The organism is Bordetella genomosp. 13 (genome assembly GCF_002119665.1).
Taxonomy (GTDB): domain Bacteria; phylum Pseudomonadota; class Gammaproteobacteria; order Burkholderiales; family Burkholderiaceae_B; genus Bordetella.
The window spans coordinates 4890350-4908560 of record NZ_CP021111.1; the positions used below are offsets into that span (position 1 = coordinate 4890350).

General features: G+C 63.2%; 11 protein-coding genes. 1 reads left to right on the top strand and 10 read right to left on the bottom strand.

Annotation, left to right across the window (positions count from 1 at the left end; all coding sequences use genetic code 11):
- Window positions 1-59: 59 nt before the first annotated feature.
- The 5 genes from CAL15_RS22065 to CAL15_RS22085 form a co-directional block, all read right to left on the bottom strand.
- Window positions 60-3176: a type I restriction endonuclease subunit R gene (locus CAL15_RS22065; protein ID WP_086080454.1), complete on the bottom strand. Its 3117-nt coding sequence runs from the start codon at window positions 3174-3176 to the stop codon at window positions 60-62.
- Entirely contained in the window at window positions 3173-5032 is a 1860-nt protein-coding gene (locus tag CAL15_RS22070; protein ID WP_086080455.1) for a DUF262 domain-containing protein, read from the bottom strand. The genes CAL15_RS22065 and CAL15_RS22070 overlap by 4 nt, the downstream gene beginning before the upstream one ends.
- On the bottom strand, window positions 5029-6258 hold the full coding sequence (locus CAL15_RS22075; protein WP_157666710.1) for a restriction endonuclease subunit S: 1230 nt from the start codon (window positions 6256-6258) through the stop codon (window positions 5029-5031). The genes CAL15_RS22070 and CAL15_RS22075 overlap by 4 nt, the downstream gene beginning before the upstream one ends.
- A 113-nt stretch (window positions 6259-6371) precedes the next feature.
- A complete protein-coding gene (locus CAL15_RS22080; RefSeq protein WP_086080457.1) occupies window positions 6372-8216 on the bottom strand; it encodes a type I restriction-modification system subunit M in 1845 nt (614 codons plus the stop codon).
- Window positions 8217-8745: 529 nt separating this feature from the next.
- Window positions 8746-10464, bottom strand: coding sequence for a tannase/feruloyl esterase family alpha/beta hydrolase (locus CAL15_RS22085; RefSeq protein ID WP_420042521.1), 1719 nt, complete (start codon window positions 10462-10464; stop codon window positions 8746-8748).
- 594 nt (window positions 10465-11058) lie between these two features.
- On the opposite strand from CAL15_RS22085, the gene CAL15_RS24470 reads away from it, so the two are divergent.
- Window positions 11059-12003, top strand: a complete 945-nt coding sequence (locus CAL15_RS24470; RefSeq protein ID WP_157666711.1) for an alpha/beta fold hydrolase — start codon at window positions 11059-11061, stop codon at window positions 12001-12003.
- Between the two features lie 141 nt (window positions 12004-12144).
- Here CAL15_RS24470 and gdhA read toward each other — a convergent pair whose 3' ends face one another.
- The 5 genes from gdhA to CAL15_RS22115 form a co-directional block, all read right to left on the bottom strand.
- Window positions 12145-13488, bottom strand: a complete 1344-nt coding sequence (gdhA, locus tag CAL15_RS22095) for an NADP-specific glutamate dehydrogenase (RefSeq protein WP_086080460.1) — start codon at window positions 13486-13488, stop codon at window positions 12145-12147.
- 81 nt (window positions 13489-13569) lie between these two features.
- Window positions 13570-13854, bottom strand: a complete 285-nt coding sequence (locus tag CAL15_RS22100) for a hypothetical protein (protein ID WP_086080461.1) — start codon at window positions 13852-13854, stop codon at window positions 13570-13572.
- The gene (locus CAL15_RS22105) at window positions 13855-14322 is read right to left on the bottom strand and encodes a hypothetical protein (protein WP_086080462.1); all 468 of its coding nucleotides are present in this window, start codon (window positions 14320-14322) and stop codon (window positions 13855-13857) included.
- A 136-nt stretch (window positions 14323-14458) separates the two neighbouring features.
- The gene (locus CAL15_RS22110; protein WP_086080463.1) at window positions 14459-15178 is read right to left on the bottom strand and encodes a DUF4198 domain-containing protein; all 720 of its coding nucleotides are present in this window, start codon (window positions 15176-15178) and stop codon (window positions 14459-14461) included.
- 173 nt (window positions 15179-15351) lie between these two features.
- On the bottom strand, window positions 15352-18099 hold the full coding sequence (locus CAL15_RS22115; RefSeq protein ID WP_198299101.1) for a PAS domain-containing protein: 2748 nt from the start codon (window positions 18097-18099) through the stop codon (window positions 15352-15354).
- Window positions 18100-18211 lie beyond the last annotated feature (112 nt).

Consider the following 18211-nt stretch of genomic DNA (forward strand, 5'->3'; position numbering starts at 1 on the left):
TTCAGTCCGTGTGATAGCGCCGCCGCCGTCATGGGGGCGTTCGGCTGGCCACAGCGCCCTCAAGATGGTTTTACCGAGCGCGTGCCCTCAGCGGACTTCGCTCGAAGCATCTCATACAGCTGCGCCGGCCCAAGCAGAATGTCCCGCAAACCATCCCGCACGCGCTCCGAAGCAAGCGCCTGCGCGCTCATGGCAGTGTGCGCGTCCAGTGCATCCATCACGGCATGCAAGACCGCGGTCTTCAAGTCCGGGGAGTTCGCAAACTGCTCCTTGCTGTTGCTCGCCGCCTGCTGCATCAACAACTCGTTCTCCAACAGCTTACCCTTGATGACTCCATTCACGTAAATGAGCTGGTCGTCGTCCGTCAGCTCCCCTTCGAACAACCCGTTCACCTTCTGAATGATCTCATTCAGATAAGCCTGCTGCTTCTCCTGCACCGATCCCGTACCAACCGCCTGCATTGGCGGTAGCAAATAACTCCCATCCTGCTTCAGGTTCATCGGCTGGGGACCTGCTTTCTTCAGTGTGTGGTGAGTCAGTACCACCTTGCTCAAGTCCACCGTGTCACGCTCCCGGCCAAAATCCAGTAGGGGCAGCAGACGCTTGAAGAAGAGGAATCGCTTCTCGATGTCCGTATTGCCGTAGTCGAAGATCTGGCTCAGGAAAGCATAGAGACGCACGAACGTACCGAGGTCGCCCTTGAACAGTTGCAGAGCGTCCATCGTGTCCTTCGCGTCCTGGCCTGCCTTGTCGTTGCCTGCCTCGTCAGCGGCGGCCTTCTCCTGTTGCGCGGCCTTGTAGCGTTTCAGCAGACGGTCCGCCACTGGTGCAATTGCTGCGTCCAACTGCTTCTGCGTGCCCTTCGGGTCTAGGTCTACCGTGGCGACGCGTTCCACCTCGTAGTCATCATAGTGACCGCTTGCGTCCAGCTTGGAGCGCAAGTCATAGACGAGATGCGGATCTGTCTCGGTCTCCAACTCTGCCGTCTCGTAGTACGTCTTGAACGCCTTCAGAATCTCGGCAGATTCGTTCACGAAGTCCAGGATGTAGGTCGTGTCCTTACCTGGATGCGCACGGTTCAAGCGCGACAGCGTCTGTACCGCTTGGATGCCGCCAAGCTTCTTGTCCACGTACATGCCGCACAGCAATGGCTGGTCGAAACCCGTTTGGAACTTGTTGGCCACCAACAGCAAGTGGTGGTTCGGCTCGGCAAAGGCGTCGCGGATGTCGCGTCCCTTCAGACTCGGGTTAAGCGCCTTGCTGCTCTCGGTAACCGGCTCGGGATAGCTGTCCGGGTCGTCTACCTCGCCAGAGAATCCAACGAGCACGCCGAGGCCATACCCCTGCTTCTCGATGTAGCTGCGGATAGCTTTCTGCCAGCGCACGGCTTCCTTTCGGGAAGCCACCACCACCATCGCCTTGGCACGGCCGTTCAATAGGGGCTGCACATTCTCGCGGTAGTGCTCGACAACGATCTGGACTTTCTGGGCGATGTTGTACGGGTGCAGGCGTACCCACTGCATGATTCCCTTCATCGCACTGCTGCGCTCGACCTGCTTCTCGTCGTACTCTTCGCCACCATGCGCAAGCTTAAAGGCCAGCTTGTAGCTCGTGTAGTTCTTCAACACGTCGAGGATGAAGCCTTCCTCGATTGCCTGCCGCATGGAGTACACGTGGAAGGGCTCCGGCTTGCCGTCTTCGCCCTTGCGGCCGAATAGCTCCAGGGTCTTGCCCTTGGGCGTAGCCGTGAAGGCCACGTAGGTGAGCCCCGTCGCACCTGCACGCGCGGCCATCCCGGCGGCGAGCACGGCCTCTGTATCGATCTCGCCGCCGTCCTGCAATTCGGCCAGCTCTTCGGCCGACAGCAATTGCTTCAGCTTCGCCGCGGCCTCGCCTGTTTGCGAGCTATGCGCCTCGTCGGCGATCACGGCGAAGCGCTTGCCCTGTGTGGCCGCCAGTTCCTGTACCTTATCCAGCGCGAACGGAAAGGTCTGGATCGTGCAGACAATGATTTTTTTGCCTTGCGCGAGCGCCTCCGAAAGCTGCTTGCTCTTGCTACCGTGTTCGTCCGAGATGGTCGCCACGACGCCCGTGGTGCGTTCGAAGTCGAAGATCGCTTCCTGCAGCTGGACGTCGAGAACCGTGCGGTCGCTCACCACCAATACGCTGTCGAAGACCCTTTTGTGGCTCGCGTCGTGTAGATCCGCGAGAAAGTGCGCAGTCCAAGCGATCGAGTTCGTTTTGCCCGAGCCGGCCGAATGCTGAACCAGATAGCGTTGGCCTGCACCATTCTTCGCCACGTCGGCGACGATGGACCGCGTCGCGTCCAGTTGGTGATAGCGCGGGAAGATTACTGTCTTCAGTTGCTTCTTGTCGTCGCGCTGGCCGATCAAGTACCGGTGGAGGATGTCGAGCCAGCTATCCCGCTGCCATACCTCTTCCCACAGATAGGCCGTTGCGAACCCGTCAGGATTCGGCGCGTTGCCAGCTCCGCCATGGTTGCCCTTGTTGAAGGGCAGAAAAAACGTGCTGGTGCCCGCCAGCCGCGTCGTCATCATGACTTCCGACTGGCTTACCGCGAAATGGACGAGCGCCCCGCCCGGGAATGCCAGCAGCGGCTCACTGACTCCGCCCTTCGGGCTCGGATGCCTGTCTTCCCGGTACTGATCAACTGCATCTTGCACGCTCTGGGTGAAGTTGGACTTCAGTTCCGCCGTGGCCACTGCGATGCCGTTGAGGAACAGGACCAGATCCAGTTCGTCCTTGGTGTTATTCGGCGAATGCGCGACCTGACGGATCACACGCAGCCGGTTCGCCTCGTACGCAGCCTGGCTTTGCGGATTGAGGGCAAGCGCCGGCTTGAACTGCACCAGGTCCAACGGCTTCTTGAGCCCGAGCATTTCCACACCACGGCGTAGCACATCGAGGGTGCCCCGTTCGTTCAGGGCCTTGCGCACGCGTTCAGCCAGCACCTTCGCGAGTGACGCACCGTGGGTTTTGGTAAGTTGCTCCAGGCTCGCTGGCTGAGTCGATTCCAGCCACGCCAACAGATCCGGCATGAACAGCCCGTGTGCGCGGTCGTATGCGGCTGCATCGCTAGCTTGGTAAAGCCAGCCATTCGCTGCCAGGTGGGTGCAGATCTCGGATTCGAAATGGTGTTCCTGATGGAGGCTCATGACTCTTGAGCCTCGTCCCAGTCGTCGTCCGCAGTCTCCATCGCCATGGTCGCGCTAGCCTCGGATTGCTGCAGGGTCTTACCCATGGCCCGGTCGATCATCGCCAGCAAAGCTTGTTTGCGACTGGCATAAAAGCCGTGGAAGTCATCGGCCCGAAGCAGAGTCGGATCAATAGAGTGGGTTCGCAAGATGGCGTCCATCGCAGCATCATCGATCTGGACCTGCTCGTGCCTCTGTAGCTTGCCAAGGTAGATAGAGGGAGCTACACCGCCGATCATGCGATTGGCCTTATACGAAAGCGGAGTCTTGTTGACTACAGTGTTGTACTGCCTCTTGCTGATGCCCTGTTTCTCGCACCAGTCCTGCGGAAAGATGTGATGGATATCCAGCACCACGTCCTCTGCATCCAACTCCGAGATAGTGCCCTTCCAAAAGAAGTCGGCCGCACTGCCACGCAGCAACAGCACGTTGAGGCCTTTGTAGGCCGCGCTTTGACGCGAGCTCATGCGATCCAGCCTATCGGGCCTGAACGCCGCGTCTTGGACGGTACGCGGTTCGAACATCGCATCATCGCCATTTATCCAAGCCAGTAGGTCTTCTACATCGTTGGCCATGCGAGTTTCGACTGCGCCGCCGTACAACTCGCCAAGTACGCCGCACCAGTACCAGCGCACGAGTTTGTCGTAAATGCGAGGCTCCTTCCAGCGTTCTCCCAGCAATGCCAGCACAGCGGCGAGCGGAGCCAACTGCGTGCGGTAAGGAAGGTCACGCACATCCCGGACGCACTCGCGCTTAAGAAGCTTCGCTGCACGTTTGAAGCCATCTTCGGCAGCGTCTGCCCATTCCCTGTACGCCGCCAACGGCAATTCGAGGATGGTGCCGCGCTTCGCGCTAACAGGTGTCACTTGCTTCCCCGTCTTACCCGCAGCCAAGTCGGCCTGCCTGCGTCGCAACGAATGAAGCATGGCAATCGTCTGCAGGAAGTCCGTAGACTCCAGCGCGCTCAGTACCGGTTCCTGTGCAAGCCGCTTTTGACGTGACTCCACGTTCCGCGTTGGGCTCCCAAACCAATCGTCTCGCAGGTTGTAGCCATCGGCTGCATAGGTGGCGGTGACCAGCTCGAACACATTGAGCGGCACGCCGCCTGTGTTCACTTTCTCGAACACCAGGCACACGGCCTCTTTGCTCGTTGCCTTGTGCAATTGGATGACTGGCAACTGGTAATTGCGGAAGGCCTGTAGTACTTGCTTGCGGAACTTCATGTACGTCGGAAAGTGCTCAGGACACGCTTCCTGCAGCCCCTCTTCCCAGGCGTCCGAATTGAGCGTCTGACGGCAGGGAAAGAAAAGCCGCTGGTACTCTTTCTCTGACGTGGTCAGATCGAGCTTGATATCGCGACCGAAATTTTCACGCACGCACTTGTCTGCCTCAACGGCGATGATGGCGTCGTCCAGCGACTCCACACCTTCGAGGGCTCTTTGAATATCCCAGTAGTAGTACCGCTCAATGGCACGACCCTTCTCGTTGCGCGTTGCCACCGGCCCGTCGATAGCGAGCACCTGCGTGAGTGTGGTTAGCCGTTGCTGGCCATCAAGAATGAGCAACTCGGCCGCTGAAGCCTCGGAGGGCAGTTTCACACCCTCCACCGGCCGAATCTGGAATCGTGTTTCGCCGCCTGTTTCCAACAGCATTACGGCACCCACTGGGAATGAACGGGCGATACTCACCAAGAGGCTACGCACGTGGCTGTCGTCCCAAACCCATCCGCGCTGGAAGTCCGGCAGCTGGACCTTGCCGATGCTGACGTCCTTCAGTACGTCGTCCAGAGAACGTTTGGTGCTATCGAAGTGGCTCATACGGGTGATGCGTCCGGATTGTGGTCAGTGAGAGCAGTCACACCGCGTACGTCGATCTGACCGGTCACGGCTGCTGCTATCAGGGCTGCACGACGTTCCTTAAGTAGAGCTATCGCTTGCTCGGCGCGTTTCCTGAGTTCATCCAAGCGAGCTGATTCCGCACGAATGTAGTCCACTATGGACTGTTGCTCTTCTAGCTGAGGTAGGGCCACTTGGACGTTCCGGAAATCCTCCCAGTAGAGCCGTAGCCGGAAGTCAGTGATACCGCGAGAATGACGTTTCATCTCTGTGATTGCAGCAGGAGTGCGAAGCAATAGTTCGATGAACTCTGTGAGCAGCCGCCGGAGTGGGCGCGCAACAACGTACGCTGGGCTTACCATTCCAGGGACAGTTACGGTGCCGAACGCTCCCTGCCACGCCCTCATCATGTTGTACACAAGATCATCCGGAAGTACCGATTTGTACTTGGAGCGATCTTCGCTACGCGCTACGTTTCGCTCCATTTCATCTTCTCGCAGCTCACGGTCTGAAACGCCATTGTGGATAGAGACGCTCAATATCGGCAACTCATCACGACCCGCCTCTACCACCTCTTGAAAGATATTCGCTAACCGATCCACCTGCCAATGTGCCGGCACCTCGCCCAACCATGCCACCTCGGAATCCTTTATCGGCGTATCGGGATTGAGGCCACGGGTGACGGCGTGCGAGATGGTGGCCTGGCGCTTCTCGGCCAGCAGGGCGATCAGCTTTTTCTGCTCGGCGATCAGATCGTCGATTTTGGCGGTTTCACGGTCTAAGAATGCCGCTATGTGGTGCTGTTCTCTTGGGCACGGGAAAGGGGTCGGCACCGCCTCCACTTTTTCGGCTGTAAAGTGAGCGATCGTGGACTTATTGCAGACGACGTCAACATAGCCCCTCATCTTCAAAGCCAATAGCCAATAGAACAAAAAGCCCGTTTGGTGAAGCCCGAGCGAACGAACCCGGTTAACCGAGTTTTGAAAATAGCATTCCGGTACGTCATGCCGCCAAATCGCAGCGCGTCCCACGTCGCCGCCTTCGCTGACAAGCAGGTCGCCTCCTTTCAAGGAGAGAGCTTCACGCTCGCGCGCAGAGAACCACATCTTCTTGACGTCGGCTGCGTCAATCCAGCCGCTCTGGATGTTCGCAGCACGCATGTAAGCACAAAACAAGTCGTCGGGCTCTCTCTTTTCGGTCTGCAGCATTTTCCCGAGCCGGACATCAAATCCTCTTTTTAACGGCCCTACTACCCAATGCGCCGGAACCTCCCCCAGCCACTCAACCCCGCTATCCCGATACGCCGGATACCTAGGCAAACTCATTCCGCCAGCTCCCCCAGCATCCGCACGATATTCGCGGACACAGCCTTGAGATCCTCATCAATCGCATGCAGACTGCGCGGCGGCTCGAACACATAGAAGTGCCGGTTGAAAGGGATCTCGTAGCCAACCTTCGTCTTGTCGTGATCGATCCAGGCGTCCGGCGCGTGCGGCAGCACCTCACGTTCGAAGTAGGCTTGCACGTCCTCGGACAACGGCACGTTTTCTGTGTCTCGCAGCGCGGTGTCAGGCTGCGGCTTACCCTTCTGCTTGCCCTTCGCGCCCACGACCACGTTGCCGTCCGCATCTCGCAGTGGTCGCTCCACAGTGATGGTGGTGTAGCCGAAGGCATCGTTACGGAAGATGCGTGAAACCGGCACGCGCTTGATACGGCCGCCTTCTGGTGCCATCGGCGCAGTCCCGTCCGCAGCTAGCAAACGCGGCTCGCCAACCAATTGACCCTCGCCATTCAGCACGCTGACCATCTCGGCCTCTACAAATTCGCCGAACAGCCGGGTTACGGTGCCGATGTGCTCGTCGCTCAGCTCTTTTCGCTTCGACCCCAGACTCTTGCGCATCTTTTGCCAGAAGCTGCTGGCATCGATCAACTGCACGAGACCCTTACGGTGTTCGGGTTTGCGGTTCGAGACAATCCAGACGTAAGTAGAGATGCCGGTGTTGTAGAACATGTCCGTCGGCAGGCCTACGATGGCCTCGACCAAGTCGTTCTCAAGCACGTACCGGCGGATCTCGCTTTCGCCGCTGCCCGCCCCGCCGGTGAACAGCGGCGAGCCGTTCAGCACGATGCCGAAGCGGCTACCACCGTCGGTGGCGGGTCGCATCTTGGCGAGCAGGTGCATGAGGAACAACATCGAGCCGTCAGACACGCGCGGTAGGCCCGGGCCGAAACGGCCGTCAAAGCCCTTTTGCTCGTGCTCCTGCCGCACCGCCTTCTCAACCTTCTTCCACTCCACGCCAAACGGCGGATTGGAAAGCATGTAGTCGAACTTGCGCCCCGGATGTCCGTCGTCGCTCAGCGTGTTGCCGGCCACTACGTTGCCGACGTCCTGACCCTTGATGAGCATGTCGGCCTTGCAGATCGCATACGACTCGTCGTTGAGTTCCTGGCCGTACATGGTGAGGCGGGCTTGCGGGTTGTGCTCGAGCAGAAATTCGCCTGCCACCGACAACATGCCGCCCGTGCCGGCCGTCGGGTCATAGATGGTTCGCACTACCGCGTTCCCCGGCGTCAGCACGTCGCTGTCCTCGATGAAGAGCAAATTCACCATGAGGCGAATCACTTCGCGCGGGGTGAAGTGCTCCCCGGCGGTCTCGTTCGAGATTTCGGCGAACTTTCGGATCAACTCTTCGAACGCCAGGCCCATCTGCACGTTGTCGACTACGCCAGGGTGCAGGTCGATGTTTGCGAACTTTTCGGTGACGAGATAGAGCAGATTCGCCTTCGCCAGGCGCTCGACCTGAGTATGGAAGTCGAAGCGCTCGAAGATGTCGCGCGCGGCGGGCGAGAACGCCTGCACGTATGCATACAGGTTTTGGCGGATCTGGTCCTGGTCGCCCAGCACCTTCACGAGGTCGAGGGGCGAGGCGTTGTAGAACCCGATGTTGCCAGCGGCTCGCAGAAGGAATGGCTCGGGGTTGAGGCCAAGCTTAGTCTTGGCTTCGAGTTCCGCCAGCACAGCTTGCTTGGTTGCGTCGAGCACGCAGTCCAGGCGGCGCAATACGGTGAACGGCAGGATGACTCGGCCGTACTCGCTTTGTTTGTAGTCGCCGCGCAGCAGGTCGGCCACGGACCAGATGAAAGAAGAAAGAGCTTGGTGGTTCATCGAAACCCAGCAGCTATTGTCGCAAACACAAACAGTAACACCAGTCGGCGACCGGCTCATCGGACCACCACCGCACAGGCCCGGTTGCGACAGGCCTGCAGCGCACGAGCGTCCGACTTCCGAGACTGATAAGCGCATCGTTGCAAGAAAGCAACGAATCGACTATAAGTCCCCAATCTAGTCCCCCACGCAGCCTTTCTGGGCGCGGCGCCTTTATACATGCGGCTTTCCAACAGTTTTGCGGGCGCGCCCCAGGCCACCAAAACACTGGTCCCAGCGCCCGCTGGGATGCCGAAAAGCCCCAAGCATCAAAGACTTGGGGCTTTTTTATGTCCGAAGCCGGTGCGCGAAGCGATCGGCCGTGCGCGAGATGGCTGGGCTGAATATCGTGGCGGTGGACATCAACACCGCCAGTCCGCCACACGACGTCAACGGCGCCGCGGCTGGCAGGCAGTGCCGGCCTAGACGCCGCGCTGCGCCCGCCACGTGCCTGCCGCCACGGACTGCCCTCCCGCAAGAAAGCCCTTCCCTATTGCGCGCAGGCGAACGACGCGGCCAGGTTGGGATCGCCCGAACCCTTGTACCGCGGCCATTGCGGGTAATCGCACAGCGGCCGCGTGCGCCCGGGCACGCCGGCGGTGTCCGCGACCACCTGGTTGGCGGGGCTGACGCCCTGCTCGACCCATTGCTCCAGCGCCGTCAGCGAATCCCAGGCGGCGTTGAAGGTCGTGCTGGCGGCATGGCCATAACCGGGCACTTCGTAGTACCGCGCAAACGACGTGACCCGCTCGGCGCCCATCTGGCTTTGCAGCCGCTGGTAGTACTCTTCCGTGGCCCGCGTGCTGACCAGCACGTCCGACAGGCCATGGGCGAGCAGCAGCTTGCCGCCACGCGCCGCGAAGGCCGAGATGTCGGTCGAGGTGTCCAGCTTGCGGCTGAGCTCGCTGATGCGCGGCCCCCAGGGTCCGGGGTTTTCCGGGTCCAGCTGCAGGGAGTCGAACGTGGGATCGCGGGTGACCGAATACTTGATCCACTGGTCGACCAGCACGCTGATATACGGCGCCGTGCGCGGCATCGGCATGACGGGCTGGGTGGTCCCCAGCGCGAGAAACGTCACCACCGGCTGCAGCGGCGACGGGTTGCTGGTGATGCCCAGGTCCGCGCCCCACACGTTGTAGCCCGGATAGTGCGTCTCGCCACTGGCCAGCGAAAAGTTGAAGACCGTATCGGTATTCATGACCTGCAATGCCTCGATCTGCGCATCCGAAAGGCAGGTATCGCCGGTATCCGCGCCGCCGGAACAGCGCAGCGGCGCGCCGCCCACCGTGGCGGTCATCGGGTCGAACCGCGCGTTGCATAGTCGCTGGTCGCTGATGAGCCCGTCCTGTACGCCATCGAGCGCGTCGCAGGCCTCCACGGCCGCCTGGTACACCAGCTTGCGTTTCGGCGTGTCCGGGTAGGCGCCCGGCCGGGACAGCGCGCGGCTCGCGCGGTGCCCGCCCAGCAATGCCGCGGCATCGTTCCACGCCGGATACCAGGCGATCGCGCCGTCCCAATCGGCCGGCCAGCGCTGGACGGCCGCCAGCGCTTCGCGTCCCCCCGTCGACCCGCCCGCGAAGTACGTGCGTCGCGGACCTGCCGCATAGTGCGCCTTGATGATATGCATCGCCGCATCGTGCGTCTTCTTCAGGGCATCGCCGCCGAAATTGTCCACCGCTTCGTCGTTCAGCCCCCAGGCCCCGTCCTGCGAGCCGTATTCGTTGGCCTGGTGGCCCGAGTCACTGGCAAAGGTCGCATAGCCGCGGCCGATGGGCGTGGGCCGGTCGGTCGGGCCAGCCGGCACATTGCCCCGGACATTCGGAATCGTCCCGTTGAAGCCCCCGCCGCCGAACATCATCGCCTTCCCGTTCCATTCCACCGGCAGCGCCACGTTGAACCGGATGGCCGGCGCCGCCGGATCGACCGGCGCGATGGCGCCCGCCACCAGACAATGCGCCGGCGTCATGGCCGCGCCACTACCGGCGGCCGCGACGGGCGCCGCGCTCGACACACTGGCGCCGGATGTCGGCAAGCCGATCGCCGTCGCAGGAACGCTCAACCCGGCCAGCGCCTCGCAACTCAGCGCCGCGACGCCATCGTCCGGGTCGGGATCGTCATCATCATGGCCGCCGCAGGCGGCCAGCATCGCCGCCGTGGCGATCACGCATCCCCACAACGGGGCTCTTCCAATGGCATAGGGCTCTCTCATAGCTGTCTCCTCTTTGTCTTTGTGTCGATCCGCGGGCAGCGGACGTTGCCGCCTGAAAATATGCTGGAGGCAATGACGGGCGGGGGCTATGTGCACAGCTCACACCGGAACCCGCGAATAGGTGTGCATCGTGAGCCTGGCCGGGCTGCATGCCGGGTTCGAATCAGGGATCGCGTGGAAGGCGAAATGCCAAGTCCGCCCCGCGCGGACGGGCGCAAGGGGCAAGGCACGGACAAGGTCGGCTTTGATGCGCCCGTCTCACGGCCCCGGCGGATGACGCGCGGAACCCCTCCTGTTCTTGGCCATGACCGAGGCGGGCGTCATCCGGCGGCTGACCGCACGTGCCGCCGCTACGAGGTCACGGCGTTTGACGTAGTCCGGATGTCGATCGGCTGGCGCGCCATCGCGTATCGATGCCATCGATGGTCAAGCTGGATATTTATCATTTTTCGCGCTGTGTGCCGCTTGCTACGCTGGCGACGCCGCATGCGCGAGGCCCTGCAGGGCCCACGCGTGCGCAGCCGCCGGCCGTTTCATGCATGTGCGGCCGCTGTCGACGGGTCCCATACCTATACCTACATACGAGAGACACTCATGCGCACTTCCCATGCCGGGCAGGCCCTCGCCCGCCCCACCCTGACCCGCCGCGACATGCTGCGCCTGGCCGGCGGCCTGGCGCTGGCCGCGCCGACCTTGCTGCGCGCGCAGCCCGCCGGCATCGGCGTCCAGGCGCGCACCGTCACCTCGCAGGCCGAGGACGGCGTGCCGCTGGCCGTCTACGAGACCGGCAATCGCCAGGGTCGGCCCATCGTCTTCATCCATGGCTACACGCAAAGCCACGAAAGCTGGAGCAAGCAGTTCGCCGATGCGGGGCTGCGCCGCGATTTCCACCTCATCGCCTTCGACTTGCGCGGCCATGGCAAGTCGGGCAAGCCCATGACGGCCGAGGCCTACCGCGATCCGCGCCGCTGGGCCGGCGACGTGCGCGCGGTGATCGAGGCGACGTGCCGCCAGCGCCCGTGTCTGGTGGGCTGGTCGTACGCGGGACGCGTGATGAACGACTACCTGGGCGCCTATGGCGATGCCGGCCTGGCCGCGATCAACTACGTCGACGCGACGTCCACCGCCAATCCCGCCATGCTGGGCCGCTCGGCCGCGCTGATGCGTCCGCTGGCATCGGAAGACCCGAAGGCCGCGGCCGAGGCGGTGGAGCCCTTCCTGCGCGCATGCTTCGAGAAGCAGCCGCCCGAGGCCGAACTGCGCGAGATGATCCGCTTCAACAAAGAGACGCCGCCGGCGGTGCGGCGCTTCATGGGCGGGCGGCCGGCCGACTACGATGACGTGCTGCGCAAGGTGCGCGTGCCGGTGCTGATCACGCATGGCCGGCTGGACCAGATCTCGGCCGTGGCGATGAGCGAATACACGGCCAGCCTGATCCCGCACGCGCGGCTCTCGATCTACGAGGGCGTGGGCCACAGTCCATTCTATGAAGACCCGGCGCGCTTCAATGCCGAACTGGCCACGCTGAACGCGGCGTGAGGCCAAAGATCTGATGGACAAGACCCGTCAGATGGGGCGGGTCGGCCTGCTCCCCGCCATACGACGTGCGGGCGCGCACCTCGTCGGCGCCGGACTGCGACAATCCTGCGGACGCCGCCCTCCCGCGCGCGAGCGCATGCCTCACACGACACCCTGCTCGCGCATCGCATCTGCCACCTTGACGAAGCCGGCAATGTTGGCGCCGTCTATATAGCTGACGCTGCCATCCTCGCGCTTGCCGTACTGCACGCAGGCCGTATGGATGCCCTGCATGATCTGCAGCAGGCGGCCGTCCACCTCTTCGCGCGGCCACGGCAGGCGCACCGCGTTCTGGCTCATCTCGAGGCCCGACGTGGCCACGCCGCCGGCGTTGCTGGCCTTGCCGGGCGCGAACAGCACGCGCGCCGATTCGAACGCCTTGGCGGCTTCCAGCGTGCAAGGCATGTTGGCCCCTTCGGCCACGCATTTCACGCCGTTGCGGATCAGCGTCTGGGCGTCCGCCTCGTCCAGTTCGTTCTGCGTGGCGCACGGCAGCGCCACGTCGACCGGCACGTGCCAGGGGCGGGCACCTTCATGGAACTCCACGCCCGTCAATTCCGCATAGTCGCTGACGCGGCCGTAGCGATGGTTCTTCACGTCCATCAGGATGGCCAGCTTCTCCGGCGTGAAGCCGTCCTCGTCGATGATGGTGCCGCTGGAGTCGGACACCGTGACGACCTTGGCGCCTAGCGCCATGGCCTTTTCCACGGCGTACTGCGCGACATTGCCCGACCCCGACACCGACACGCGCGAGCCCTCGAACGACAGGCCTCGGGTCTTGAGCATTTCGTCGGCGAAATAGACCGTGCCGTAGCCGGTAGCCTCGGGACGGATCAGCGACCCGCCGAAACTCAGCCCCTTGCCCGTGAAGACGCAGTCGGCTCGATTGGCCAGCTTCTTGTACATGCCGGCCATGAAGCCGACCTCGCGGCCGCCCACGCCGATGTCGCCTGCCGGCACGTCGGTGTCGGCACCCACATGGCGGAACAGCTCGGTGACGAACGCCTGGCAGAAGCGCATGACCTCGCCCGGGCTCTTGCCTTTGGGATCGAAGTCGGATCCGCCCTTGGCGCCGCCCATGGGCAGCGTGGTCAGGGCGTTCTTGAACGTCTGCTCGAAGGCAAGAAACTTGAGCACGGACAGCGTGACGGACGGATGGAAGCGCATTCCGCCCTTGTAGGGCCCGATGGCCATGCTGTGCTGGATGCGGTATCCGCGATTGACGCGCACGTCGCCATGGTCGTCCACCCAGCAGACCCGGAACATGACCACGCGCTCGGGCTCTACCAGCCGGTCCAGCAGACCGTGCTCGGCATATCGGGGATGCCTGGCGATGAAAGGCCAAAGGCTGTGCATCACCTCGGTAACCGCCTGGAGGAACTCCGGCTGGCCCGGATTACGCGCGTCGACGTGTTCGAGGAACTGCTGGATGCTGGTGTATTTCACTCTCTATGTCCCAAAACGGTGCGATGAACATAAAGAATGCACCATTTTGCGGCTAGACGCACTGACTTGGTGCCGCCAGGGCTACTGCCCCTTCATCATCTTGACGCCTTCGTTCACGACGCCGGCCGCATAGGCGGTCCAGGGAAACACGATGCCCGGCGACGTGGCCTTCACCGCCCAGCCTGGCGCGCCTGCCCTGTCGGCGATCTCGGAATTCGTGTCGACGATGAAGTCCATCGACCTCTTGATGACGGGATGCCGGGCCTCGAAGTTGGCGTCCGACTTGGCCTTCATGTCCTCGTACTTGGCCTTGAATTCAAGCCCGCCCTGGTTCAGCCGCCCCAACGTATCGAATATCGAAGACATCTAGACCCTCATCTGGAGAAAGGATTGGTTCTGGGTTTCGTCGTCGGCCTGGAAAGGCGACACGCCGCGCTTGACCCCTTCGCGTATGACCGAGGCCTGCTCGACCATGTCTTTCAGGGAACTGGAGAAATGCTCGTCCCACGTGTTCGCGTCGTAGTCGACGTGATGCAGCAGGTACAGGCGCTCGTCGGAACGCTCGTACGCGAAGATCGGTTTGTTGGCCAGCATCAGGCCGATGTTGGCGTTCAGCAGATCGAGCGAGATTTTCTCGATGGCGTCCTGCACGCCCTGGAATATCTCGACACTGATCAGCAGCTTGTTCTCGGCGACGATCTGCAGGCCCACCTTGCAACCGTCGGTGTTGGTGAAATAGATCGCGTTGATCTCGGACTCGGTACGAGAGACGTTCTTGGCCTTGGTTTCCAAGTTCTCCCATAGCTCGGCAATAAATTGCTGCAGGCCGCTCATGCCTACTCCTTACGTCGGGTACGGATCAGGTGAGTAACGGATCAGGCGCCCCGGTTCCATCGAGGCCTGCTGCTGGCAGACGTGCGCACCGCCTGCCCGCGCCTCTGCCCGGCGCGGCAAGCGGGCGCAGCAGCGCTTACTTGTTCGGCGTGGCGGCCGGTCCTGCCGGCACCGCGGCAATGCCGTCAGGCTTCACGTAAGTCAGCGACGTGACGTAGTTGACCACGTCGTATTTCTGGCCTTCGCGCTCGCCGCCCGTGCGGTCGGCATGGCCGACCTCGGCCACATACGCGCCCTGCCAAGGCAGGTCGAACGACACCAGGCCCTGCTCGTCGGTGCGGCCTTCCTTTGCCCAGCCGGACTGCACGACCCAGGCCACCTTGGCCTTGGGCAGGGGCTGGCCCTTGAAAGTGACCTTCAGTTCGCCCGGCTTGCCGGTGGGCACGATGTCCAGCGTGAGCTTGGGCGCCTGCGCGGCGAAGCCGGTGATGTAGCGGGCGGCGGGGTGGTACCAGCCGGTGATGCTCTTGTCGCCCTGCTTGTAGGTGTTGAGCGGATAGGCGGCGTCCTCGGCCACGATGGCGTCGCCGGCCGCGGCCTTGAACGGCAGCGCGTAGCCCTCGGCGGTCTTCTTCGCCTCGACGGCCTGCTCGCCCCTGGCGGAGATCAGCGTGGCGGTAGGCTTGCCGAACTTGTCCAGCAGGCCGGGCGAGGTTTCGCGCAGGTTGTCGCCGAACTCGCCGAAACGCACGATCGCGTTCTGGCCTTCGGGCTGCTCCACCCATACCTGGTGGGCCTGGGCCGTGGCCGCGCAACCCAGGGCCGCAAGCGTGCAAAACAACGTCTTCTTGATCATTCTGGTTCCTTCAGGGGCGAGCCAATCGTTTGTTCTGTATGGGTCGGCGAAACATGCCGGACGGCCGTGGCGGCCGACGGCGCAAGCGGCCAATATTAACAATTATTCTCATTTGCAAAAAAACCGGCCCCGCCCCGGAAAAGGGACAGGCAAAGCGCGCCCGGGCGGTCTTGCTAATGGTGGCTGGCGATCAGTTCGCGCACGCGCGCGGCAAGCGCGTCTACCGCAAAGGGCTTCGTCAGGACAGACATGTCCGCGTGCACGTGGCCGTTGTTCAGCAAAGAAGTCTCGGCATAGCCCGTGATGAAAAGCACCTTCAGGCCCGGCCGTATGGTGCGGGCCGCGTCGGCCATCTGCCGCCCGTTCATGCCATGCGGCAGGCCGACGTCGGTGATCAGCAGGTCGATGCGCGCATCGGACTCCAGCACTTTCAGGCCGCCCATGGCATCGCCCGCCTGGATCACCGTATAGCCAAGTTCTTCCAGCACGTCCACCACCAGCATGCGCACGGTCGGTTCGTCGTCGACCACCAGCACGGTCTCGCCCGTCCCGGTGGGCGCCACCTGCGTGGTCTCGGTACTGCCGGGTTCGTGGCGCGCATCGCCATGGTCCCGGGGCAGATACAGACAGACGCGCGTGCCCTGCCCCACCTGCGAATAGATGCGCGCCTGGCCGCCGGACTGCTTGGCGAAGCCGTAAATCATCGAAAGGCCAAGGCCGGTGCCCTCGCCCAGCGGCTTGGTGGTGAAGAAAGGATCGAACGCCCGCACCACCACGTCTGGCGACATCCCCGTGCCGTTGTCGGACACGCAAAGCGCCACATACTCGCCCGGCGGAAGATCGAGCTGGCGCCCGGCATGGCGGTCGACCTCGCGATTGCTGGTCTCGATGGCAACGCGGCCGCCGCGCGGCATGGCGTCACGCGCGTTGATGCACAGGTTGAGCAGCGCGTTCTCCATCTGCGAGATGTCGATCAGCGTGTTCCACGCGTCGCCGGAACTCAGGTGCTCGACGGAGATGCCGGGCCCCACAGTACGCCGGATCAGCTCCAACATGCCCGTCACGATCTGGTCCACGTTTGCCAGTTGCGGCGCCAGGGTCTGCTTGCGCGAAAAGGCCAGCAGCCGGTGCGTCAGCGCGGCGGCGCGCTTGGTCGCGGTCTGCGCGGCCGCCATGTACTTCTCGATGTCCTTCAGGCGCCCCTGCTGCACGCGCATGTTCATCAGCTCCAGTGCGCCCGATATGGCCGCCAGCAGATTGTTGAAGTCATGCGCGAGGCCGCCCGTCAGCTGGCCCACCGCCTCCATCTTTTGCGATTGCCGCAGCGACTCCTCCGCCACGCGCAATTCGGTGATGTCGCGTCCCACCACGTGGATCTCGCGAGCGTCGGCGTCCGGCGCCGCGGCCCACATGATGAACCGTTCGCCGCCGTCGCTGCACAGCACGCGGCCGGCGAAGTCCGGCACGTCCTCGCCCGCGGCCAGGCGGCTCATCGCGTCTTCGACGGCGGCCTGGTCCGCCGGGTCCACCAGCGCACTGAACGGCTGGCCGAGCAGGTCGACCTCCTGCCAGCCCAGCCGCGCGCTCCACGCGGGATTGACGGCCTTCAGGTAGCCGTCGAATCCGGCCGTGCCCATCAGGTCGTTCGTCGTTTCCCACAGCCGGTCCCGCTCGGCCTTGGCCTGCTTCTCCGCGGTGATGTCGCGCGCCGAGCAGTACAGCTTGGATTCGTGCGGCACGGCGACCCACGACAGCCAGCGCCAGCCTCCATGCTTGTGCAGATAACGGTTCTCGAAGCGCGGCGCGACCTCTCCGCTGCGGCGCACGAGCTGCCAGGCCTCCTCGGTGCGCCGCCGGTCCTCGGGATGGATGAATTCGATGAACGGCGTGCTGGCCACTTCCTCCTCGGACCAGCCCAGCGTGGCCTGCCACGCGGGATTGGAGGCCTCGAAGTAGCCTTGCTCATTGAGCACGCCCAGGATGTCGGAGCTGAGCTGCCAGTTCTGTCCGCGCACCACGGATTGCGCGATGACCTTCTGCTCCAGCTCCCCATTGAGCGCGCGCAACCGGGCAATGGCCTGGTCGCGTTCCGCGGCGATGGCGCGCCGCTCCTGAAGATCGATCAGCACGCCAGGGAAGTTGCTGGGCGTGCCATCCGGCGCTAGGTCCACCCTGCCATTGGCCTCGAGCCAGTAGTATTTGCCATCGGCTCGCCGCACGCGATACTGGTGCGCATAGGCCCCCCCTCGCGCGATGGCCTCGTCGATGGCCTCCAACAGCCCTCGCCGATCGTCGGGATGCACCGTGGCGATGATCTGTGCAAGGCTCAGTCCCTCGCGGCCCAGGGCGGGATCGAGCCCGAAACTGCGCGCGAAGGCCTCGTCCACGGTGAAGCGGTCGCTGGGCACGTGCCACACCCAGGTCCCGATGATGGCGCCGGCCGCCAGGGCAAGCTGCACACGCTCGGTGTTCAGGCGCTCGTGCTGCTGCGCCTGGACCATGCCGGTGGTCTCGGTGGCGATGTCCAGGAAACCGGCGATGCGGTCGCCATCTCGCAGCGGGCTGTACGAGAACGTCCAGTACGTGTCCTCTTCGCGCCCGTTGCGCGTCATCACCAGGTGCATGTTTTCGAAGCGCACCGGGTCGCCGGCCATCGCCCTGGCGACCAGGGGCTCGATCTGCGGCCAGACGTCATGCCAGATCTCGTGGAAGGGCTTGCCTTGCGCCGCGGGGTGGCGCGCGCCCAGGAAAGGCGCGAAGGCTTCGTTGTACAACGTGGTTCGCTCGGGTCCCCAGACGGCGCACATGCCGAAGCGGCTCGACATCATGATGTCGTACACCGTCTTCAGCGCCGTGGGCCAGGCGGCGCGGGGGCCCAACGGCGTAGTGCCCCAATCGAACGCTTCCACGTCGAATTGCACTTTCGGCTCCCTGTATCGAACCCGCGTAATAGGGGCGGGGCTGCGCGCGCCTCTGCTCTGGCGGGGGCCCTGAATAGGTTCTACCACGGAAATCCGTGCGCGGCGATAGCGC